Source organism: Paenibacillus sp. SJS-P3 (genome assembly GCF_056711585.1).
Genome location: NZ_CM160043.1, coordinates 4814814 through 4835844 on the forward strand (window position 1 = coordinate 4814814; position 21031 = coordinate 4835844).

Here is a 21031-nt window from a genome sequence, read left to right on the forward strand (position 1 = left end):
ATATCACTTCTTAACCTTAACGTCAACGTTAACTTCCCCTCATCCGTGCTTAAGCATCTGAATCAGGCGGCAACCCTTGGGCATAGAAAAAACGGAGCCTCCTGTCCGGTAGGCTCCGCTTCCATGCGGCTGGTATAGCATGTTGCTCCCATCGCATATTCATGGATCTGACTCCATGATTATTCCGATGCTCTTGGAATGCTTCTGTTTTTGGCCGGCGTCCACGCAGGTCCCATATGCCTTTTGCCCGCTCAGTCCATTCGGACCGTTACAATGACCCCGTCCGAATTGTTGCCGGACAGCTCGTACGATTTTCCCGCCGGAATCTTCACTGTCGTCTTTCCCCGGACGGGATGGTAGGAAATCCGGTATTCCGCCCCTTCGACTTCCGTTTCAATCGTCCCCTGATCCTTCAGCAGGTCGAGATATTCCTCCAGCACAAGTCCTTCCCGCTGAATGACCGCGCTGTGCGGCAAGCCTACGTAGCGGAAATGCCAGGGCTCGTAGCGGATGCCGGTCACATCCGTCTTGTCCTCCGGATACCTCAGGATGAATCCGTACTTCCATGCGTTCTTTTTCAGCCACTTGCCTTCCGGAGCTTTGCTCATCTCGGCGCGGCTGGAGCCGATATCCAGGGACAGGCCCAGATTATGCTCGCTATGTCCTGGCGGAAGCGCCGAATTGCCGCCAAGCTCGCGATAGAGCTTGGCCTGCTCCTCGTTGCTCCGATAGCCGCTGCTGATCAGGAAATGATCGACTCCATCCTTATCCGCGTCCTTCACCATCGCAATGAACCGCTTCGCCACGCTCTCGGAGAGCCGGATCTTGTTGTCGAGGAGGCCGTAGCCTTCCAACAGCTCCTTATGCTCGTACAGATTGACCACATCGGACTTGCCGTCCTTGGAAGGAACGGCATGCTCCTTGTTGACGAGCACCAGATCCCCCTGATGGATCCGGGATTTGCCGAGCGATATCGACTGCTCCTTCTCTGCGCCGCTGTCCGGGGCAGCCGATTCAGCCGGCTGCGAAGGCTTTGGCGCCGCTGTGAACGAAGGCTCGGGATGCGCCGATGCGCAGCCGGCTGCCGCGAGGAGCAGCAGCATTGAAATCCATCTCTTCATGAGTCGCTTTTCCTTTCGCTCTTTTCTTGCTCCAGCATAAGGGCAACTAGTTAAAAAGGATTTGAGACCTGATAAATTTTTCCTTAAATCGGTTTTATATCCGTCAGCGATCGGGCAGGGGCAGTCGGACAGGGCAATCGGCGAATCAAACCGGAATCGGAAAAGACAAACAGCCTTCTCCGGCCGGCGGCCGTGAAGGCATGGCAAAATCATTCCCGCTTCATGGGAAGGCTTACAGAAATATCCCGCTTGCAGCCGCCGCCCTCATCCAGCTTGCCCTTGCAACGGCAGGCGGACCTCAAATACGGTCCGGATAGCGCTGCTCTCGGCCGCAATCTTCCCCTTGTGCCGGTCGATGATGTTTTTGGCGATGAACAGGCCGAGTCCCGTGCTTCCTTCCTGGTGGGTCCGGGCCCGATCGCCGGTGTAGAACATTTCGAACAGGCGGGGCAGCTCGTCCTCCGGAATCATATCGCCGTAATTGGCGATGCGGACGACGGCCTCTCCGCCCTCCAGGCTGCACTGGACATCCACGAACTCTCCGTCCCTGCCGTACCGGGCCGCGTTGGCCAGCAGATTCTCGAACACCCGCGCGAGCAGCTCGCCGTCGCCGTTCACGATGAGACCAGGAGCGATGTCCGGCCGGATGCTCAGCCGGCTTTTCTGGAACACGGGATAGAGCTCCTCGTTCAATTGGGCGAGCAGCTCGCTCAGATCCAGAGGCGCGGTCTCGAGCGGAAGCGTGCTGTAGTTCATCCGGGTGACCTCGAACAGGCCGTCGATGAGCTTCTCGAGGCGCTTGGACTTGTTGAAGGCAATGGACGTGTAATGGCTTTTCTGCTCCGGAGACAGCCCGCCGTCGCGAAGGATCAAGTCCAGGTAGCCGAGCACGGAAGTGAGCGGGGTGCGCAAATCATGGGCCAGATTCAGCACGAGCTGGTCCTTGCTGTTCTCCGCGAAGTCGCCCCGCTCGACGGCGCGCTGCAGGTTGGCGCTGGCCGCATTGATATCGCGGGCGATGCTCTCGAACTCGTCTCGCGAAGCGATGTCAACGCGTCCGCTGAAATCGCCGGAAGCGAGGCGCCCGATTCCGGCCGATATTTCGCGGAAGTAGGCGGCGTAAGGCGTCGTCAGAAAGAAGAAGAACAGCACCGCAAGCGGGACGAACAGGATCAGGAAGAAGTTGAGATCGCCGAAGCTGCGGATGGCATGGCGGAGCCGCTCGAGCGGCTCCCCGTATCTCACATGGCTGCTGTAGTAATACTGCAGCGCCTTGAACACGGCATACGTAACCAGGCCGGACAGCAGCATGCTGAGCGCCAGCAGCGCGATCATTCGGGCCCGGAAGCTTCTCAGCCACTTATCCATTGAACTTGTATCCCACTCCCCAGACCGTCTTGATCCACTTGTCCTTGTCTTCCCCCAGCTTCTTGCGCAGGGTGCGGATATGCACCATCACCGTATTGCCGCTGTCGAAGTACTCCTCTTCCCACACATGGCGGAAAATGTTCTCGGCTGCGAACACCTTGCCGGGATGGCTCGCGAGCAGATGCAGAATATCGAATTCCTTGGGCGTCAGCTCCACGCCTTGCCCGTACACGGCAACCGTGCGCCGCATGGAGTCGATCGCCAGCCCGCCGACCTCCAGCAACGAATGCTCCTCCTTCGGCCGGCTCAGCTGCATGGACCGCCGGAGCTGGGCGTTCACCCGCGCCACGAGCTCAAGGGGATTGAAGGGCTTCGTCATGTAATCGTCCGCCCCCATGACCAGGCCGGATATTTTATCGAAATCCGAGGTTTTGGCGCTCAGGATGATGATCGGGATATGATTCTCCACCCGGGTCTGCCGAGTCACCTCGTAGCCGTCGAGTCCCGGCATCATGATATCGAGAATGGCGAGGTCGACCGGCTGCGACTGGATCGTCCTCAGCGCCTCTGTGCCGTCTGCGGCCTTGATTACGTTGTACCCCTCCTTCTCCAGATGCAGAGCGACCAGGTCGGCAATCTCCGCCTCGTCATCCGCGACCAGAATCGTTATCCGCTTCATCTGCTGTCCGCCTCCCCGATTGCTGCCCTCTAGGCATAGCTTTTCTTCAGTTCTACCAGAGTTGGCTCCAAAAAACCAACTTTAAGCGGCTAAAAATAGCGGCATCCTCATTTCAGGCAAATAAAAAAGGCGCCCTGACTGCATAAGGGCGCCTTTGCCGGTTGAATCGAGTTTATTGGAAAAGGATCCGATTGACCAAACGATCCAGCAGCAGGGCAGATTCCTTTCGGGATGCCTCAGCGCCGGTCGAGTAATGGAACACATCCTCCTTCTGGCCAATCAAGCCCGAGCCCATGGCTTGCTCATAGTAAGTTTTGGCCCAGTCAGGCACGGTTGCACCCGATGCTCCGCTGGCCGATGCAGGGGAATACCCTGCATATTGCATGGCTTTGACCAGCATTGCGAGCATTTCTTGATGAGAGATCGTATGGTTCGGCTTGAAGCTTCCATCCGGATAACCGTTGATGATGCCCGCCTGCACAGCTTGCTTAACGGCGGCATCGTACCAGCTGCCTGGCTTGGCATCGGTAAAGGAGGTCTTGCTGCTGATAGCGTCTGGCGTCATTCCGAGAGCTTTGCTCAGCATGGCAGCGAACTCTGCACGGGTAACCTTGCCTTCAGGCTTGAAAGTGCCGCCGGGATATCCGGACAAGATCGTCCGGCTTGCCAAGGTTTTGATGCTTTGCGAGTATTCTGCGGATGCAGGCAAATCCGTAAAGGAAGTTGCCAGGCGTGCCACGGCGTAAACTGTGCCTGTCCTCCCATAAATCGTCGCCGTCAGCATGCCGTTGCTGTAAGAATAGCGAGCCGGCACGGGAATGAAGCTCTTGGACGAAGCGTCATACGCATAAGCGCCAAGCTGGGAAGCCGGAATGTCCGGGGCATCCAGCTTGAGGACATGCTGGACGTATTGGCTGTAGCCGCCAATTTCTCGAGTTGCGCCTCCAGCGGTGACGGAAGCCGTGAACTTCACCGGCTTGCCGACCGGATTGCCTTTCCCGGATTGCCTCAATCCCGCTGCATCGCTGTCGTTCAGCTGCTCGAAGGAAATCTCGAATCGCTGCGCCGTTCCCGCCGTCGAAGTGAGAGCCAATGCGGTGGCAGGAAGGCTCCATGAGCCCGACGGAGTCTCGAAAATGAACAAGCTCCCTTTTTTCTCCTGCAGCTTCTGCACGCCTGATGCTTCAATGCTGAAGACGATCTTGCCGCTCTTGCTGTCCGAAGCTAACGTTACCGTTCCTTTGCTCAAAAATTCATTCTTGCCCATTAATCCGGAGAGGTGAGCGGCCGACACATCCAAGGATGTATAGACTTTGCCGCTGCCGTCCTTGGATTCCACGGCTTGAAGCTTGTCCGACGCCGGCGTCGGGGATGGAGTCGGCGTCGCAACGACCCCTGGGAAGCCTCCGAATCCGCCAGGGAAGCTTCCCCCCGTTCCGCCATCAGAGGTCGGCGTCGAAGATGGAGACGGAGATGGCGAAGCGGACGGAGTAGGCGTAGTTGTCGGCTTTGGCGTTCCCCCAGGGAATGTTGGACCGTCATTGATTATTTCCGGGATAACAAGAGGTGTCGGATCGCTTTCGTACAATCCCGGCCGCTTCCGGGTGATATAAATTTTGGTGCCGGGACTCCCCATATTTCCGGTTTGAATCGTAATGCTTTCTGTTCCCGCAGGCACCCTTGTTGTAGAAAACGATAAGTAGGAGGAGTTGTACAGGGTAATCATATCCCCGGGCTTCACATTTTTTACTTTGACCAAATCTGAAGCATACAGATATTTGGTCAAGGCGACATCTCCTTCTGGAATAGAAGGCGAAATAAATCGCTCCAGAATCAAGAATTGGTATATCGGCGCTTCATAATCTCCGCTTTGCTGCACAAGAGCAAGACCGACTGCGCTTTCCGGCAGCTTTGTCTTGCCGACAGCGACAGAATAGCTGGATTTCCCTCCAGCCACTTCAGCCAACTTTGCGCCGATAAGTCCATTTTCCCCGACGAAATACAGAGAGTAAGTCAGATTTGGCTTTTCCTTTCCCGCTTTCCATGCAACGGTGCCCTGAACATATCCATCTGCCGAAGAAGTTTCTTGAATTCCGAATTCAGCGGCAAAAAAGGCGGGAATATCCCATAGCATGGTTTTGGCCGGCTTCAGCTGCGGCTGAGGATCCGAATAGCTCAGGTACGGATACAACCCAATGTACTCGGCCTTTTCCGGGAAATCGTAATAATAGATTTTATAGGTCAACGTCCCGTCATCCAGCTTCTTATCCATGTAACCGCTGATATAATTGAGTTTATTTCCGTCGGTATCCATGAAATAAGGAGCATATCCCTGAACCTTTCCCACATCACGCGCAGGCTTGAAATACAAGGTTCCGCTCACCATATTGGACGAATAGCTGTCAACCGCAAAAACGAGATTCGATGGACTCAATTCCGTATCCACGTAGGACTGAATGCCCTTTATACCTTCAAAACGGTATAAGCTGTTCGGTGTCGACAAGTATATGCTTCCGTCCGAATCGACGTAGGCGTCATTGATTTCAAACGGCAGAGCAAGCTTTTTGACATAAGTATCCTTGTCATAGACGTTGTTCTTGCCGAACGCCAAGTCTCCCGATACATAAAGGATATTTTCCGGGTAAGAGCCTAACAATCTGGCCGGATTGCTCTTATTGTATCGTTTGGATCCCAAGTATAGGCTGCTGCTGTCCAGATGTAGATCGTTGTATCCATATCCCGCATCGACTTTGATTGAAGAGGCTATGCCGAGCGTATCCGGATTCATTTTGATGATTTGCCCGTTGGTGTACGTGTACAGAGCATTGTCCGACAAGTCGTACGCAGCTTGCCCAAAGTTGGTGCTGTTGGGATAGCCCATGACCTGCCTGTCTGTCGTTCCATCCGTGACATGGAAATTGTTGAAGGTATCCTGTCCCCAATAGAACACATTGACGGTTCCTGCAGGCAGGACGCGGCTTGGATTGGACGGAATCCGTATTCTGTTCACGCCTGAACCAAGGGCAGCTTCATCAAGCACGCCTATTGACGTCTCTCCTTCAAAAGCGATATACAGCTTCCCATTGTGCAGTTGGATATGTAGCGGCTTGGAGCCGACATATTGCTTGGACACCAGACTAAGATCGTGTTTATTCAAGACAGCCAGCTCGTTCGTGACGGAGGATACTGCATAGAGATAAGGCGAGGCTGCATCCGTCGTCCAGCTGTCGATCGGATAATTGCTGGAGGTGGAGTAGTTCGTTGTCTTGTTCAGGCTGATTGTGGGGAGCGCTCCTGAAGGGTCGAACGCATAGGCTTCCAGCGTCTTCGTATAGTAATCATCCTTCACGATGAAGGCCTTTCCGCCTCCAATTACAGCACGTTTCGCTTCATAAGGAAACTTGGCGATAGGAAGATACCGGTCCTTGTCGAACACTCCTTCGCTTGTCGCGACCAGAGACCCGTTCACGTCTTGAAGCTTGGAAATTAAGTAAGTATACGAATCAAGCCGCGGATACATCCCATGGATTTCGGACAAATCCCTCCCGTTCAACCTCGTTCCTGCATAGAGCACATCCGCCCCATCCTGGAAAATGTGAGGCATAGGGTTTCCGAACCCGTAGCCTCCGTCATACGTGCTCTTGCTGAGAGTTTGACCTGTCAGGTAGTCAATGGCATACAGATGTGAACCCGATGTGCCTGTCTCGCCTGCGTATAGGATATGATTGCCCTCATCCACCTTTAAGCCAGGCCCTGAAACTCTGTCTATAAGCAGCGTTGTCTGCCCTGTAGCCCGATCCTGCTTGTAAACTTCGCACCATTGATATAGCGAAGTCGTATAGAAAATATATTCGCTCGTCACGGCGATCCGCTGAGGCTGATAGGTCGTCTCGATCATAGCGCTGACCGTACGGCTCGTTAGATCCACGACCGCGATATCCATGGCCCCGGACAAGGCAATATAAAGATGGTTTCCGTACAATTCCATATCCGTAGGCATTGAGCCTACGCTCAGTTCCTTCTGTACGGCAAGATTGCCCGCATCCAAGAAGGTCAGTTTGTTGTTGTCCTTCGTAAGAGCATAGACGGATCCTGCGCCCTGATCATATACGAGGTCGGTGACAGTAGCGCCGAGCGTGGCGGAACCAACTAATTGCATGGCTGGAGACGGTCCCGCTTCCTCTGCAAAGGCCGTTTGCTGATTGCTGCCGTAGCTACCGCCGCTGATATTCAGCCATGGGGCTCCGATTATGAACGCCATGAATAGCAATAATGCTTTTTTCCCCAATCCTCTTGTGACCAAAATAGTTTACTCCCCCCGAAGAATAAATACTGAATTCACATTTCTAATTTAAGGGGTTGCAGGATTATTTTCCATGCCTATTTTTTTCATTATTGCCCATTTTCCTTTTCTCTGCCGGGACAATCGTTTATGCGATAAAACTATTGCTTCTGAGCTGAAAAAAACATAAATCGGGAGGAGAATAGTCGGACTGAAGGCGGCTTCTAGAAGCTAGGCTTGACTGAAGCCTCTTCAGCCCGGATACCACAAAGGCTTGCACCGGCTGAAGCCCTCGTGATCATCGATGACCTTGCCTATCCGCCTCAGCATGTCCGCCGTCTCTGCCGGCCTTACCCGGACGATCCAGGGAACGGAAGAGAGGCAGACAAGGCCGATATAGAACGCATACAGCTGCCAGAATCCGCCGTCCGGCTCCCCGTCATGATAACCGCGAATCTGGCCGGCCGTGAACGGCACACTCGTCTCGGCGCTGAAGAAGCCGGCCTTGGCGAATTCCTGAACGGGATCTCCCCAGCCGTACCGGTTGAAGTCGATGATTCCAGCCAAAGCCCCGTCATGGACGATCAGGTTCCCGACATGGTAGTCATGATGCTGGAACACGCTTGGCCTGCCTTCCGTCAGCCCGATATGTTCCTGCAGAAACTCCAGCAGTTCCCGGCCGCGGTCCAGACGGACGCCGCAGGCCTCATAGTCCTGCCTGTAGGAGCGAAGCCGGGCCAAGATTCGATTCTGCCAAGGCTCCACCTCTTCCGGGACGCTTGCCCTGTGGATCTTGCGCAGCTCCCGCCCCGCATGAATTCCGATCGATTCCTGCTCCCCGACCGGCAGACGAGGCAGCGCCTCCGCTGCGTCTTCCCCGTCGATGTAGGTGACGAGCATGTAACCCAGTCCTTGATCCGGCAAGCTGCCGGACTGGACGGGCCTGGAGCACAGAACGTCGAGCCTTTCCATCTCCTCCAGAATCCCGTACTCCCGTCCCTTCGCTTCGGCTTGCACGATCCCATACGCCCGGATGATATAACAAGGCTGCCCCTCGGTGTCGCGGACCAAATATTTGGCGTCGTTCGAGTACCCCTTGAAAATGGGTTCGATTTCTCCGCAGCCGCTCAACAATGGAATCCATTGCCGCCATGCCTGGGGATTGTCCATCGGCCTCATTTGCATCCCGTCCTTTCGGTTCTTCTCCCGTCTATCCACCTCTATTCGAGGCTTTCTTCCCCGCTTCCTTCCGGAGCTTCGGCCAGCCGATCCGAATTCCTTAAAGTGGAATTGAACGAATCGCCGCCGGGCGGCGTCATATCGCTATGAAAGGCCATAAGGAAAGATTATGTCCTCAAGGAAGCGTTTCCGCCGGCCGCCGAATCGATTCCAACCAAGTCTTGTTCCCCTCGCAGGGATTCCAAATACACGGAGGTAGTCATCATGTCCGATATGCTGAAGCTTATTTTGCCGCTCGCCATCCTGCAGCTCATTCTCGTCGTCGCCGCTTTTATCGATCTCTCCAAGGTCCGCCGAACCAACGGTCCCAAGTGGATGTGGGCGATCGTCATCCTGTTCTCCAGCCTGCTCGGAAGCGTCGCTTATTTCCTCTTCGGAAGGAGGTCGGACTGAATGCCGTTTCTTGAAATCGCCCGGCTGTCCAAATCCTTCGGCAGCAAGGAAGCCGTCGCAGGTCTGTCCTTCACCGTCGGGGAGGGCCGCTGCGCGGGGCTGCTCGGGCCGAACGGCGCCGGCAAGACGACGACCCTTCTCATGCTCGCCGGCCTGCTGCCACCATCCGGGGGCAGCATCTCCTTCGACGGCAAGAGCGGAGGGGATATCCGGCCCAACATCGGTTATCTGCCCCAGTATCCGGCTTACCCGAACTGGATGAGCGGCCGGGAATTCCTGGCCTTCACGGGCCGCCTGGCCCGTCTGGGCAAAAAAGAAGCCGCGGACCGCAGCTCTGAACTGCTGGAGCGGGTAGGTCTGGCGGACGCCGCGGACCGCCGGATCGGAGGTTATTCCGGCGGCATGAAGCAGCGCCTGGGCATCGCCCAAGCGATCATTCACCTGCCGAAGCTGCTGCTGCTCGATGAACCGGTATCGGCGCTGGATCCGCTCGGACGCCGCGAGGTGCTGGAGCTGCTGCGGGAGCTGAAGCAGGAGACGACGATTCTGTTCTCCACCCATGTGCTTCACGATGCGGAGGCGGTCTGCGACGACATCCTCATCATCCGGGACGGGCGCATCGCGCTGGGAGGCGAGCTTCGCCAGGTGATGCGGGAGCATACGGAACCTGTGCTGACGGTAAGGTTCGCCGAGCCCCGCTCGGAGTGGACCAAGGCTCTGGCGGGACTTCCATGCGTCCGGCAAGCGGACAGCCTGCCTGCCGGCGTCAAGCTGGCCTTGGCGGGAAATCCCGAAGCGGCGAAGACCTCTGTCCTGCAAGCCATTTTAGAGAACGGAATATCAATCTCCAGCTTGGAAACCGGCCAATCGACGCTGGAGGATCTATTTGTAAAGGCGGTGCGGCCATGAGCCAGTGGATGGTTCTCTATCGGAAGGAAATGCTCGGCATGAGACGCAGCTACAAGTGGCTGTGGATTCCGGCCGTCTTCATCCTGCTCGGCGTCATGAACCCGGTCACGGCCGCCTACATGCCGCAGCTGCTGGAGGCGAACGGCATCGCCAAGGAAGTCGCCGCCGCCATGCCCGTCCCTACCGCCGCCGACATCATGCTGAAGACGCTGTCCCAGTACAACACGCTCGGGCTGCTGATTCTCGCCCTGTCGTTCATGGGCATCGTCTCCGGCGAGCGCCAGAGCGGCGCGGCGGTCATGATCCATGTGAAGCCCGTATCCCATCTGTCGCTGGCGACGGCCAAGTGGGCCAGCATGGCTTCCCTTACGCTCGCCGCCTTCGGAATCGGCTATCTGGCCACCTGGTACTATACCGATATCCTCATCGGCAGCGTTCCGTTCCCGCTCATCGGGCAAAGCCTGCTCCTGTACGCCCTATGGCTGCTGTTCGCCTTGTCGGCGGTGCTCTTGTTCAGCAGCGCGATGGATTCGCAGGCCGGAGCCGCCTTCCTGGCGCTGCTTGCGTTGGCCGTGCTCTCGCTGCTGCCGAGCCTGCTTGGCCGCTTCATGAAATGGAGCCCCGGCAGGCTCACCGGAGAAGCAGGAACGCTGCTCACAACCGGGAGTCTGGCTTCAGGCGCTTGGCTGCCCGTTGCGGCGGCTGCGCTGCTGTCCGGCGCCATGGTTGTCGGTTCCTCGCTATTCTCGAAGCGGAAGGCAGGGAACACGGGAGCAAAATAAGCGGGGAAGCGGACGCCGGTTCCGGGAATGGACTTCAGGAACCACAGCAGGAAGAACCAAAAAACACGCATAGGCCATGAGCCTTTTGCGTGTTTTTTGGTTTTGTTTCCATGCCGATCATGCGTCCTATCGTCCATTCATCAATCGAAGAATCCAGGAGGAGCGACCGAGAGCCAGCCTTCCTTCCCTGACTTTTCCAGGATGGGCTCCTTGTCTTCGGGAGCAAACGAGTCCAAGTCCGCAATCTGCCGAGGCTCGACCCGCTTCAGGTAATAGTTGTTCTTGTCATCTGCTAAGAGGAAGTAATGGACGCTCTCCGTCGACGTTTTGGCAGGGTATTGAAACTGAAGAACATAGATTCTAGCGATAGATCCGACTGGCTGCAACGCTATGGAGCTATCGGCTTCAGTCCATTTCTCGGCTGCAGCCAATGGGTCCGGATTGCTTTGCACCAGAATCAATTCGGGCTGCGCTTTCGTCGAATCGCTGCTGTAGAGCGACACATTGATCAGGCTCAACTTGCCTCCCGGCGTGCTGTCCGCCGTCTTCCCTTCGCCTGCTCCCGCTGAACAAGCCGTCAACAGCAGCACAAGAAGAAACCAGAACGTCGATCGTCTACCCACTCTTTTGTCTCCTTTAGTTTAAAAGGATGGAATGAATAAGGTCTTTCCCGTTATTTCTTGAAGTGCGCAGCGAGGCTGAGCGCCGTTCCGATTCCGGTGCCCATGACAATTCCAACCGCGAAATGGTCCATCGCCGCTCCGAGCGAGGACCCGATGGCGATGCCGACTCCGATCCAGAGCAAGGCGCCTCCGTTTTTCTTTGGCTCCTGTCTTTCCGGATCAACAGGTTCATGCGCCAATTGGTCCACTCCCTTTCGCGTTGGCAGTCTTGCCTTTATTATGCACAAAAAGGACTCCTTCACGGAAGGGGTTCTTTTTCGCGCGCAGCTCCGGGCTCGGCGGACTGGACAGCCTTCTCGTGGAGGAGCAGCCACTCCTTCCTCCAAAGACCGCCGGCATAGCCGGTCAGGGCGCCGCTGGAGCCGATGATCCGGTGGCAGGGGACGACGATGCTCAGCTTGTTCCTCCCGTTGGCGCTGCCGACCGCCCGGATCGCCCTTTCGCTGCCGATCGCGACGGCGATGTCCTTGTAGGATGCCGTCTGCGCGTAGGACACATCGGTCAAGGCTTGCCATACGCGCTTCTGAAATTCGGTTCCCTGAGCGGCGCATGGGAACGTGAACAGCCGGCGCTCGCCGCGGAAGTATTGGTCCAGCTGCAGCCGGCAATCGATCAGAGCTTGAGGCGTATCGGGCCGGATCGGCTCCGAGAGCTGCTCCTCCTCGGAGAACAGGATGGATTGGACGCCCTCGTCCGTACCGGCAATGCTGAGAACCCCGATGGGGGTGTCAAGGCCGACTCGATGCTGCTTGCTCACTGGAAATGACCTCCTTGGCTTGATGAGCCGGATGGGTTCCGCAGACTGCCGTTGCCTCTCCTGCGGCCGAGCGGCGGCGGTATTGGGTTGGCGTGCAAGCCGTCAAGCGGCGGAACGCCTTGTAGAAATGAGACGGGCTGCGGAATCCGGACTCGTAGCAGATGTCCAGGCTGCCCCGGTCTGTCGTGCGCAGGAGGCGGGCCGCTTTGTCCACTCTTATTTTCTCCAGAAACGTCCGCGGCGTCTCCGACGTCTCCTGCTTGAACAGCCTCTCCAGATGGTACGGGCTTACGCCGGCATATGCGGAGATGTCCCGCAGCGACAGAGCCCGCCGGTGCTCCCGGACCAGGAAGGCCGATATGCTCCGGATCAGGGCGGCATGGGGAGTCCGCTCCGCTTCGGGCTGGCATCGCTTGCAGGCACGGAATCCGGCCGCTTCGGCTTCCTCCCTATGGACGTAAAAGCGGACATTTTCTTTCTTCGGCTTTCTGGAGCGGCAGGACGGGCGGCAGTAGATTTTCGTCGTTGTCACGGCGGTATAGAACAAGCCGTCATACGTGTTGTCGCAGGCGATGATCTTTTCCCACATTTCCTCGAAGCCCATAGTCTCCACCGTGCCGCCGCCTTTCCTTGCCGGGTTCTTCCTGTTTATTTCTCTCCAGATCGGCATCTTGCAGCCGGCTCGAGGAGGACTCGCAAGCTTAGTCTAGCTCAGATACCGCTCCGATTCATCCTCATTCTTGCTTTTAAGCTCGGAATCTCCACGGCTCCTGACGGACCGGTTTCATTAGGGTATAATCAGGCTCAAACCCATGGAAGCAGGTGAACCCTTCGTGATCCATTTGCTGCCGCTCATGCTCGAGAGGGTCGGCATTCTGCTCATCGTCGTCTTTCTGCTCTCCCGGATGAAGTCTTTCCGCCAGATCATCCACCATGAGCATCGACTCAAGGAGAAGCTGCTGCTGATCGCCATCTTCGGCGCATTCGGCATCATCAGCAACTATACGGGAATCAAAATCAGCCATGGCGCCATCGCCTCGCAGGCTTGGCAGGCCAACGTCGATTATGAAAGCGCCCTCGCCAATACGCGCGTGCTCGGCGTCGTGCTCGGCGGCCTGCTCGGCGGCCCGCTCGTCGGCTTCGGGGCCGGCCTGATCGCCGGCGTGCACCGCATTACGCTCGGCGGCTTCACGGCCGTCGCCTGCGGCATCTCGACGATCATGGCCGGCCTGATCACCGGCCTGATCGGAGCCCGGATGCGCCGCAAGGGCAAGAGCATGACCTGGCGCGCCGTCGTCATCGGCATCGTCATGGAATGCGCGCAGATGGGCATCATCCTGCTCGCCGCCCGCCCGTTCGAGCCCGCTCTGGAGCTCGTGCGGGTCATCGGCATTCCGATGATCGTCATCAACGGCTTCGGCACGCTGCTGTTCATGCTGTTCGTGCAATCGATCGTGCAGGAGGAGGAGCGCACCCGCGCCCTCCAGACGCACAAGGCGCTGCATATCGCCGACCAGACGCTGCCGTTCTTCCGGCAAGGACTGAGCGAATACTCCTGCCGCGAGGTGGCGGAGATCATGCTGAGGACGACCCATGCCGATGCGATCTCGATCACCAACCGGCAGCAGGTGCTGGCCCATGTCGGAACCGGCTCGGACCATCATATCCCGATGCAGAGCATCTCCACCCAGCTCACCCGCAACGTGCTGGAGCACGGTCGGCTGCTGAAGGCCAAGACGCGGGAGGCGATCCAATGCAACCATGAGGGCTGTCCGCTGCAGGCGGCTATCGTCTTGCCGCTCCAGGTGCATCAGCATACGGTCGGCACGCTCAAGCTCTATTTCACGAACCCCCTTCAGATGGACCGGGTCGAGCAGGAGCTGGCCGAAGGCCTCGGCAAGCTGTTCTCCACACAGCTGGAGCTGGCGGAGGCCGAGCAGCAGAGCCGCCTGCTGAAGGACGCGGAGATCAAGGCGCTGCAGGCGCAGGTGCATCCTCATTTCCTGTTCAATGCGATCAACACGATCTCCGCCCTGTGCCGCACCGATCCGGAGACCGCGCGCAAGCTGCTGCTGCAGCTCGGAGTCTTTTTCCGCAGCAATCTTCAGGGCGCGCGGCAGATGCTCATCCCGCTGCGCAAGGAGCTGGAGCATGTCGAAGCCTACCTGACGCTGGAGAAGGCCCGTTTTCCAGGCAAATACAAGGTCGAGCTGGAAATCGATCCTGCGCTCGAAGAGGTGCTCATTCCGCCGTTCACCCTGCAGCCTCTCGTGGAGAACGCCGTGCGCCATGCTTTCGGACCGCTGAAGGGAAAACGGGTCGGACTTCCGATGATCGTCATCAACGGCTTCGGCACGCTGCTGTTCATGCTGTTCGTGCAATCGATCGTGCAGGAGGAGGAGCGCACCCGCGCCCTCCAGACGCACAAGGCGCTGCATATCGCCGACCAGACGCTGCCGTTCTTCCGGCAAGGACTGAGCGAATACTCCTGCCGCGAGGTGGCGGAGATCATGCTGAGGACGACCCATGCCGATGCGATCTCGATCACCAACCGGCAGCAGGTGCTGGCCCATGTCGGAACCGGCTCGGACCATCATATCCCGATGCAGAGCATCTCCACCCAGCTCACCCGCAACGTGCTGGAGCACGGTCGGCTGCTGAAGGCCAAGACGCGGGAGGCGATCCAATGCAACCATGAGGGCTGTCCGCTGCAGGCGGCTATCGTCTTGCCGCTCCAGGTGCATCAGCATACGGTCGGCACGCTCAAGCTCTATTTCACGAACCCCCTTCAGATGGACCGGGTCGAGCAGGAGCTGGCCGAAGGCCTCGGCAAGCTGTTCTCCACACAGCTGGAGCTGGCGGAGGCCGAGCAGCAGAGCCGCCTGCTGAAGGACGCGGAGATCAAGGCGCTGCAGGCGCAGGTGCATCCTCATTTCCTGTTCAATGCGATCAACACGATCTCCGCCCTGTGCCGCACCGATCCGGAGACCGCGCGCAAGCTGCTGCTGCAGCTCGGAGTCTTTTTCCGCAGCAATCTTCAGGGCGCGCGGCAGATGCTCATCCCGCTGCGCAAGGAGCTGGAGCATGTCGAAGCCTACCTGACGCTGGAGAAGGCCCGTTTTCCAGGCAAATACAAGGTCGAGCTGGAAATCGATCCTGCGCTCGAAGAGGTGCTCATTCCGCCGTTCACCCTGCAGCCTCTCGTGGAGAACGCCGTGCGCCATGCTTTCGGACCGCTGAAGGGAAAACGGGTCGGACATGTGACGATCACCGCGTTCCAGGAGGACGACCGGATGGTGCTCGTCGCGGAGGATGACGGCATCGGCTTCGCCAAGGAGCTTCTCGGGACGGTCGGCAGGCAGAAGGTCAAGTCCGCTTCCGGCACCGGGACAGCGCTGCACAATATCAGGAAACGCATCGAAGAGATCTATCAGGGAGCCGCAAGCTTCGAGGTCGCAAGCGGCGCCGGCGGCGCCAAGATCAGAATTGCCGTGCCGCTCAGCCATCATTATGGGGGGGAACAGGATGCTGAAAGCATTTATCGTGGATGACGAGCCGCTCGCCCGCGACGAGCTGGCCTATATCTTGCACCGCACCAAGCGCGTGGAGGTGATCGGAGAAGCGGAATCGCTGGAGGACGCGATCCAGGGCATACAGAAGGCAGAGCCCGATGCCGTCTTTCTCGATATCCAGCTCGCCGAAGAGAGCGGGCTTGAAATCGCTCAGCAGCTGCAGAATCTGGACCCCCGCCCGGAGATCGTGTTCGCCACGGCCTACGACGAGTATGCGCTCCGCGCGTTCGAGCTCAACGCCGCCGACTACATCCTGAAGCCGTACGATGAAGAACGGATCCGCCGGGCGGTCGAGAAGATCGCCGCGCTGAGGGAAGGCCGCCCCAGCAGTCAGGCTCCCGCTCCGTTGCGGCTTTCTTCCGCGCCGGAGCGGACCGGCAAGCTGGCGATTACGGTCGACGAGCGCATCCTTCTGGTGAACATCGGCAAAATCCTGTATATCACGGCGGAAGAAGGAAAAACGCTGGTGGCGACCGCAGAGCAGACGTACAAGGTCGGCGAGCCGCTCGTCACCTTCGAGCAGAAGCTGCAGGGAACGCCGATCATGCGCGTCCACCGCGCCTATCTCGCCAATGTGGATGAGATCGAGGAAATCCAGCCCTGGTTCCACTCGACCTGCACGCTGATCATGAGGAACGGAGCCAAGGTGCCTGTCAGCCGCACGTATCTGAAGGAGCTGAAGCAGCTGATCGGGCTTTGAGCTCCGCTTTCTGGCGCCCCCTCGCCTCCGAGGCTTTGAATACGCGATGAAGCCGCTTCCATTCGCCGCTTGATCCCTGCACCTCATCCCTGATTTCCTGCGTTCTATCTTGAAAACGGTTTCCAAGGCGCTTCTTTTTCTATTCTAGAGAATATCAACGTCTTGGGAGGTCACCGACATGAATGCGATTTCAATCGTAATCGGATCCATATGCATTCTCATGATTGCCTATCGATTATACGGCACGTTCTTCACGCGCAAGGTGCTGAAGCTGAGCGACGACACGCCGACTCCGGCACATACGCTGAAGGACGGCAAGGACTATGTCCCGACGAACAAATGGGTCGCCTTCGGCCATCACTTCGCCGCCATCGCCGCGGCCGGACCGCTCGTCGGCCCGATCCTCGCCGCCCAGTTCGGCTACTTGCCGGGCCTCCTGTGGCTGCTCATCGGCGCGGTCGTCGGCGGCGCGGTGCATGACGCCGTCGTGCTGTTCGCCTCGATGCGGCGCAACGGCCAGTCGCTCTCCGAGGTCGCCAAGCAGGAGCTCGGACCGGTCGCCGGCTTCTGCACCGGCCTCGCGATGCTGTTCATCATCACGATCACGATGGCCGGCTTGTCGATGGTCGTACTGCATGCGCTCGAGAACAACCCTTGGGGCACGTTCGCCGTCGCCATCACGATTCCGATCGCCATGGGCGTCGGCCTCTTCTACAAGAAGACCGGCAACCTGAAGCTCGCCTCCACGATCGGCTTCATCCTGCTCATGATCGGCGTCTTCGCCGGCCCCTCCATCCAGGACACCGTTGTCGGCGACTGGCTGACGTTCGATACGAGCACGCTCTCGGTCATCCTGCCGGTCTACGCCTTCTTCGCCGCCGCCCTGCCGGTCTGGCTGCTGCTCGCCCCGCGCGACTACTTGAGCAGCTTCATGAAGATCGGCGTCTTCATCGCTCTCATCGTCGGCGTCTTCATCATCAATCCGGCGATCGAATTCCCTGCCGTGACGGAATTCATCGGCGGCGGCGGACCGATCCTGGCCGGGCCGGTATGGCCGTTCATCTCGATCACGATCGCCTGCGGCGCGATCTCCGGCTTCCATGCGTTCATCGGCTCCGGCACGACGCCGAAGATGATCAACCGCTGGAGCGACATCAAGCCGGTCGCGTTCGGCGCGATGCTCGTGGAATGCCTCGTCGCCATCATGGCGCTGATCGCGGCCACGGCGCTGCAGCCCGGCGACTAATTCGCCATCAACTCCAAGCCCGAAGTATTCGCGACGCTGGGCATGAGCACCGTCCATCTGCCGGAATTGAGCCGGGAGATCGGCCTTGATCTGGAAGGCCGCACCGGCGGCGCGGTGACGCTCGCCGTCGGCATGACATATATCTTCACGAAGATTCCATGGTTCGAGAATCTCGCTCCGTATTTCTTCCAATTCGTCATCATGTTCGAAGCGGTGTTCATCCTGACCGCGATTGATGCCGGCACGCGCGTCTCCCGCTATCTGATCCAGGATTTCTTCGGCGAGCTGTACAAGCCGCTGAAGCGCGTCGACTGGATTCCCGGCACGATATTCGCCAGCGCGCTCGCCTGCTTCATGTGGGGCTATCTGCTCTTCTCGGGCGACATCGGCTCGGTATGGGCGCTGTTCGGCGTCTCCAACCAGCTGATGGCCTCCATCGGCCTCATCATCGGAGCGACGGTCATCCTGCGAGTGGCCGACAAGCGGCGGTATATGCTCACCTGCCTCATTCCGCTCGCCTACCTGTTCGTCACCGTCAACTACGCGGGCTACTGGATGGTCAAAAACGTCTACCTGAACCCGGACGCATCCGGCTACAACGTCCTGAATGCAGTGCTGTCCATCATCATGCTGGTGCTCGGCATCATCATCATGTTCACGGCGGCGCGCAACTGGATCAAGACGTTCAACCATCCGCGCGCTGAGCTGGAGTCGTTGTCTTCTTAACGTCTCGCTTGCCTGCTTCGTTCTCCATGCAAGGAACAAGCGGCGATAGTTCACGCGCCGCACGATTACGAACGCTCCCAAAAAAAAGCAGCTCATCGTAACTTACGATGGGCTGCTTTTAGTTTTATATGCGAAATGAATCAAAATCCCAATCACAACAAAAATCTGAATTGATATAACGATAAGCTTCCGAAAAGGAAGGCTGCCTCCCTTCTATTGGGACCCGTCAACAACGAGAGGATGTCATCTCTAAAGTGTTCATTTATGAGACTGGATTCTGTCCGAGAAAATCGATTTCAGCAAGGAGCAGCCAGAAATCACCCTCTCATTTGTTTTTTTACCCTAATTTTGGAAATAAATCAAGATCCCTGATTTGTACCTATAGCCTGTATCTCATCCTCATCTTCATCCTTGCTCTCGTTATCCTCTTCCCTCTCCCCCTCCGAATCTTCTTTGTGAACACGTGTTGAAAGCGGATTCCCTATATGCCACAATAGAAGCATATCGCGATTCATGTCTTGTCCTTATTCCTACATACATTTAGGAGGTCCTTATCCATGAGAACGATTCCACTCGGAACAAGCAGCCTGGAGGTTCCCGTCGTCGCCGTCGGCTGCATGCGCATCAACTCGCTGGACAAGCCGGAGGCTGAACGCTTCGTCCAGACGGCGCTTGAGCTCGGCGCCAATTTCTTCGAGCATGCGGACATCTACGGCGGAGGCGACTGCGAGGAAATCTTCGCTGAAGCCGTCCATATGACGCCGAGCGTGCGCGAAAACCTCATCCTTCAGTCCAAATGCGGCATCCGCCCCGGCATGTTCGACTTCTCCAAGGAGCATATCCTGAATTCCGTCGACGCCATCCTGAAGCGCCTGAAGACCGATTACCTGGACACGCTGCTGCTCCACCGACCGGATACGCTCGTCGAGCCGGAGGAGGTCGCAGAAGCGTTCGATCTGCTGGAGAGCTCCGGCAAGGTCCGCCACTTCGGCGTCTCCAACCAGAATCCGATGCAGATCCAGCTGCTGCAGAAATATGTGAAGCAGCCGATCGTCGCCAACCAGCTGCAGTTGAGCGTCACGAACGCCACGATGATCTCCCAGGGCTTCAACGTCAACATGGAGAACGCTTCGGCCGTGAACCGCGACGGCAGCATCCTCGACTTCTGCCGTCTGCATGACATCACGATCCAGCCTTGGTCGCCGTTCCAGTACGGATTTTTCGAAGGCGTCTTCCTCGGCAGCGACAAGTTCCCCGAGCTGAACAAGCAGATCGACGAGGTCGCGGCAAAGTACGGCGTCAGCAACACGACGATCGCGGTCGCCTGGATCCTGCGCCATCCGGCCCGCATGCAGCCGGTCGTCGGCACGATGAATATCGAGCGTCTGCAGGACTGCGTCAAGGCCGCCGACATCGAGCTCACGCGCGAGGAATGGTACGCCATCTTCCGTGCAGCAGGCAATATCCTTCCTTAAAAAGCAAAGAGTGCGCCTCCAGCCATCCGCGATGGTTGGAGGCGCACTCTTTTTGTGCATCCGTTCAGGCTTTACTTCAGAAAGCCTTCCTTGAAAACGGTCAGCAGATGCTCCAGCGTGATGGGGTCGCTGTAGCTGGACTCTTCCGTCTTGATCGTGATGACCTGGTTTTTTTCGACTGCCGGAATGCTCTTCCACGTCTTGGTGTCGAAGATCGGGTTCTCGACTCCAGCCATCTGGCTGAGGACGATCCAATCGCCGGCATAATCCGGCACCTTTTCGCTCGAGAGGGTGTAGTAGCCGGCACCAAGGGCGTCTTTCTTGACGGTTTCAGGCATGCCGAGCCCCATCGCCTGGTACAGAATCTCCGTCCCGCGGGCCCAGTTGTTGCCGAAGACATAGAAGCTCTTGGCATCGTATTCCAGCACCGATACCGTCGCGTTCTCGCCGATCTTGGCCTTGATTTCCTTGCCGGCCTCGGCTGCGCGCGTCTTGAAGCCGTCGATCCACTCCTGGGCTTCCTTCTCCTTGTTCAGGAGCTTGCCGATCTCCAGCTGCTGGTTCAGGTAATCCAGCTTGCCCCAGGTGTAGACGACTGTAGGCGCGATTTCCTTGAGCTTGTCGATGTTTTTCGTCTGAGAGCCGGCCACGATGAGATCCGGCTTCAGCTCGATGATCTGCTCGAGGCTGTCCTCGGATACGACGGCGACTCCCTGCAGCTTGTCCTTGAACAGCGGATCTTTCCCCGTCCATTCATCGACGCCCACCATCTTGCCGTCCATGGCAAGGATGTTCGGCGCGTTCGTCAGGCCGACGATGCGCTGCGGGTTCGCCGGAACCTCGACCGGACCGGTCTCGGACTCGTAGGTGATCGTCCCGGAAGCCGCATCGGACGAGAGCGATGGAGCGGGAGACTCGGCAGAAGCTTCGGAGGCGGCAGGCGTGCCGCCGCTGTTCGCCGCCGTGTTGCCGTTGTTTTTGCTTCCGCAGGCGGCCAGCGCCGCCATCAGCATCAGGACGAGCGGAATGGACAGCCATTTCATTTTTTTCATTCTGAATCCCCTTTTTCTATTCGATCATAACGACATGCCGACTGTGA

At 57.8% G+C, this 21031-nt stretch carries 16 protein-coding genes and 1 pseudogene; 7 read left to right on the plus strand and 10 right to left on the minus strand.

Annotation, left to right across the window (positions count from 1 at the left end):
- Nucleotides 1–251: 251 nt before the first annotated feature.
- From AC06G8_RS22005 to AC06G8_RS22025, 5 genes are all read right to left on the minus strand, one after another.
- Nucleotides 252–1121, minus strand: a complete 870-nt coding sequence (locus tag AC06G8_RS22005; protein WP_480283971.1) for a M15 family metallopeptidase — start codon at nucleotides 1119–1121, stop codon at nucleotides 252–254.
- 264 nt (nucleotides 1122–1385) lie between these two features.
- Entirely contained in the window at nucleotides 1386–2489 is a 1104-nt protein-coding gene (locus AC06G8_RS22010; protein WP_447663269.1) for a sensor histidine kinase, read from the minus strand.
- Entirely contained in the window at nucleotides 2482–3168 is a 687-nt protein-coding gene (locus AC06G8_RS22015) for a response regulator transcription factor (protein WP_480283972.1), read from the minus strand. Before AC06G8_RS22015 ends, AC06G8_RS22010 begins: the two co-directional genes overlap by 8 nt.
- A 172-nt stretch (nucleotides 3169–3340) precedes the next feature.
- A complete protein-coding gene (locus tag AC06G8_RS22020; RefSeq protein WP_480283973.1) occupies nucleotides 3341–7429 on the minus strand; it encodes an S-layer homology domain-containing protein in 4089 nt (1362 codons plus the stop codon).
- Nucleotides 7430–7702: 273 nt separating this feature from the next.
- Entirely contained in the window at nucleotides 7703–8629 is a 927-nt protein-coding gene (locus AC06G8_RS22025) for a phosphotransferase family protein (RefSeq protein WP_480283974.1), read from the minus strand.
- Between the two features lie 264 nt (nucleotides 8630–8893).
- Between AC06G8_RS22025 and AC06G8_RS22030 the strand changes: the two genes are divergently transcribed.
- The 3 genes from AC06G8_RS22030 to AC06G8_RS22040 are packed head-to-tail and all read left to right on the plus strand — an operon-like array spanning nucleotide 8894 to nucleotide 10773.
- The gene (locus AC06G8_RS22030; RefSeq protein ID WP_447663273.1) at nucleotides 8894–9082 is read left to right on the plus strand and encodes a PLD nuclease N-terminal domain-containing protein; all 189 of its coding nucleotides are present in this window, start codon (nucleotides 8894–8896) and stop codon (nucleotides 9080–9082) included.
- Nucleotides 9083–9991 (plus strand): ABC transporter ATP-binding protein, encoded by a 909-nt coding sequence (locus AC06G8_RS22035; protein ID WP_480283975.1) that lies wholly within the window; start codon nucleotides 9083–9085, stop codon nucleotides 9989–9991.
- Nucleotides 9988–10773, plus strand: coding sequence for an ABC transporter permease subunit (locus AC06G8_RS22040; RefSeq protein ID WP_447663275.1), 786 nt, complete (start codon nucleotides 9988–9990; stop codon nucleotides 10771–10773). The genes AC06G8_RS22035 and AC06G8_RS22040 overlap by 4 nt, the downstream gene beginning before the upstream one ends.
- A gap of 140 nt (nucleotides 10774–10913) precedes the next feature.
- On the opposite strand, the gene AC06G8_RS22045 is transcribed toward AC06G8_RS22040, so the two are convergent.
- The 4 genes from AC06G8_RS22045 to AC06G8_RS22060 are packed head-to-tail and all read right to left on the minus strand — an operon-like array spanning nucleotide 10914 to nucleotide 12817.
- Nucleotides 10914–11396, minus strand: coding sequence for a hypothetical protein (locus AC06G8_RS22045; protein WP_480283976.1), 483 nt, complete (start codon nucleotides 11394–11396; stop codon nucleotides 10914–10916).
- Between the two features lie 50 nt (nucleotides 11397–11446).
- Nucleotides 11447–11635 (minus strand): hypothetical protein, encoded by a 189-nt coding sequence (locus tag AC06G8_RS22050; RefSeq protein ID WP_076357404.1) that lies wholly within the window; start codon nucleotides 11633–11635, stop codon nucleotides 11447–11449.
- Nucleotides 11636–11694: 59 nt separating this feature from the next.
- Nucleotides 11695–12213 carry a methylated-DNA--[protein]-cysteine S-methyltransferase gene (locus AC06G8_RS22055; protein WP_480283977.1) on the minus strand — a complete coding sequence of 173 codons (519 nt, stop codon included), beginning with the start codon at nucleotides 12211–12213 and terminating at the stop codon, nucleotides 11695–11697.
- Nucleotides 12185–12817 (minus strand): bifunctional transcriptional activator/DNA repair enzyme AdaA, encoded by a 633-nt coding sequence (locus AC06G8_RS22060; RefSeq protein WP_480285486.1) that lies wholly within the window; start codon nucleotides 12815–12817, stop codon nucleotides 12185–12187. The genes AC06G8_RS22055 and AC06G8_RS22060 overlap by 29 nt, the downstream gene beginning before the upstream one ends.
- 229 nt (nucleotides 12818–13046) lie before the next feature.
- On the opposite strand from AC06G8_RS22060, the gene AC06G8_RS22065 reads away from it, so the two are divergent.
- The 4 genes and pseudogenes from AC06G8_RS22065 (at nucleotide 13047) to AC06G8_RS22080 (ending at nucleotide 19932) form a co-directional block, all read left to right on the plus strand.
- On the plus strand, nucleotides 13047–15764 hold the full coding sequence (locus AC06G8_RS22065) for a LytS/YhcK type 5TM receptor domain-containing protein (RefSeq protein ID WP_480283978.1): 2718 nt from the start codon (nucleotides 13047–13049) through the stop codon (nucleotides 15762–15764).
- The gene (locus AC06G8_RS22070) at nucleotides 15739–16485 is read left to right on the plus strand and encodes a LytR/AlgR family response regulator transcription factor (RefSeq protein ID WP_480283979.1); all 747 of its coding nucleotides are present in this window, start codon (nucleotides 15739–15741) and stop codon (nucleotides 16483–16485) included. Before AC06G8_RS22065 ends, AC06G8_RS22070 begins: the two co-directional genes overlap by 26 nt.
- Before the next feature lie 178 nt (nucleotides 16486–16663).
- Nucleotides 16664–18457 (plus strand): annotated as a pseudogene (cstA, locus tag AC06G8_RS22075) (carbon starvation protein CstA).
- A 557-nt stretch (nucleotides 18458–19014) separates the two neighbouring features.
- On the plus strand, nucleotides 19015–19932 hold the full coding sequence (locus tag AC06G8_RS22080) for an aldo/keto reductase (protein ID WP_447663282.1): 918 nt from the start codon (nucleotides 19015–19017) through the stop codon (nucleotides 19930–19932).
- A gap of 71 nt (nucleotides 19933–20003) precedes the next feature.
- Here AC06G8_RS22080 and AC06G8_RS22085 read toward each other — a convergent pair whose 3' ends face one another.
- The gene (locus tag AC06G8_RS22085; RefSeq protein ID WP_447663421.1) at nucleotides 20004–20975 is read right to left on the minus strand and encodes an iron-hydroxamate ABC transporter substrate-binding protein; all 972 of its coding nucleotides are present in this window, start codon (nucleotides 20973–20975) and stop codon (nucleotides 20004–20006) included.
- Nucleotides 20976–21031: the final 56 nt, after the last annotated feature.

What these genes read in the sequence shown, in the direction of transcription:
- AC06G8_RS22005 (WP_480283971.1), bottom strand. Translation starts at nt 1,121, where the DNA reads ATGAAGAGATGGATTTCAATGCTGCTGCTCCTCGCGGCAGCCGGCTGC.
- AC06G8_RS22010 (WP_447663269.1), bottom strand. Translation starts at nt 2,489, where the DNA reads ATGGATAAGTGGCTGAGAAGCTTCCGGGCCCGAATGATCGCGCTGCTG.
- AC06G8_RS22015 (WP_480283972.1), bottom strand. Translation starts at nt 3,168, where the DNA reads ATGAAGCGGATAACGATTCTGGTCGCGGATGACGAGGCGGAGATTGCC.
- AC06G8_RS22020 (WP_480283973.1), bottom strand. Translation starts at nt 7,429, where the DNA reads ATGGCGTTCATAATCGGAGCCCCATGGCTGAATATCAGCGGCGGTAGC.
- AC06G8_RS22025 (WP_480283974.1), bottom strand. Translation starts at nt 8,629, where the DNA reads ATGAGGCCGATGGACAATCCCCAGGCATGGCGGCAATGGATTCCATTG.
- AC06G8_RS22030 (WP_447663273.1), top strand. Translation starts at nt 8,894, where the DNA reads ATGTCCGATATGCTGAAGCTTATTTTGCCGCTCGCCATCCTGCAGCTC.
- AC06G8_RS22035 (WP_480283975.1), top strand. Translation starts at nt 9,083, where the DNA reads ATGCCGTTTCTTGAAATCGCCCGGCTGTCCAAATCCTTCGGCAGCAAG.
- AC06G8_RS22040 (WP_447663275.1), top strand. Translation starts at nt 9,988, where the DNA reads ATGAGCCAGTGGATGGTTCTCTATCGGAAGGAAATGCTCGGCATGAGA.
- AC06G8_RS22060 (WP_480285486.1), bottom strand. Translation starts at nt 12,817, where the DNA reads ATGGGCTTCGAGGAAATGTGGGAAAAGATCATCGCCTGCGACAACACG.
- AC06G8_RS22070 (WP_480283979.1), top strand. Translation starts at nt 15,739, where the DNA reads ATGCTGAAAGCATTTATCGTGGATGACGAGCCGCTCGCCCGCGACGAG.
- AC06G8_RS22080 (WP_447663282.1), top strand. Translation starts at nt 19,015, where the DNA reads ATGAGAACGATTCCACTCGGAACAAGCAGCCTGGAGGTTCCCGTCGTC.
- AC06G8_RS22085 (WP_447663421.1), bottom strand. Translation starts at nt 20,975, where the DNA reads ATGAAATGGCTGTCCATTCCGCTCGTCCTGATGCTGATGGCGGCGCTG.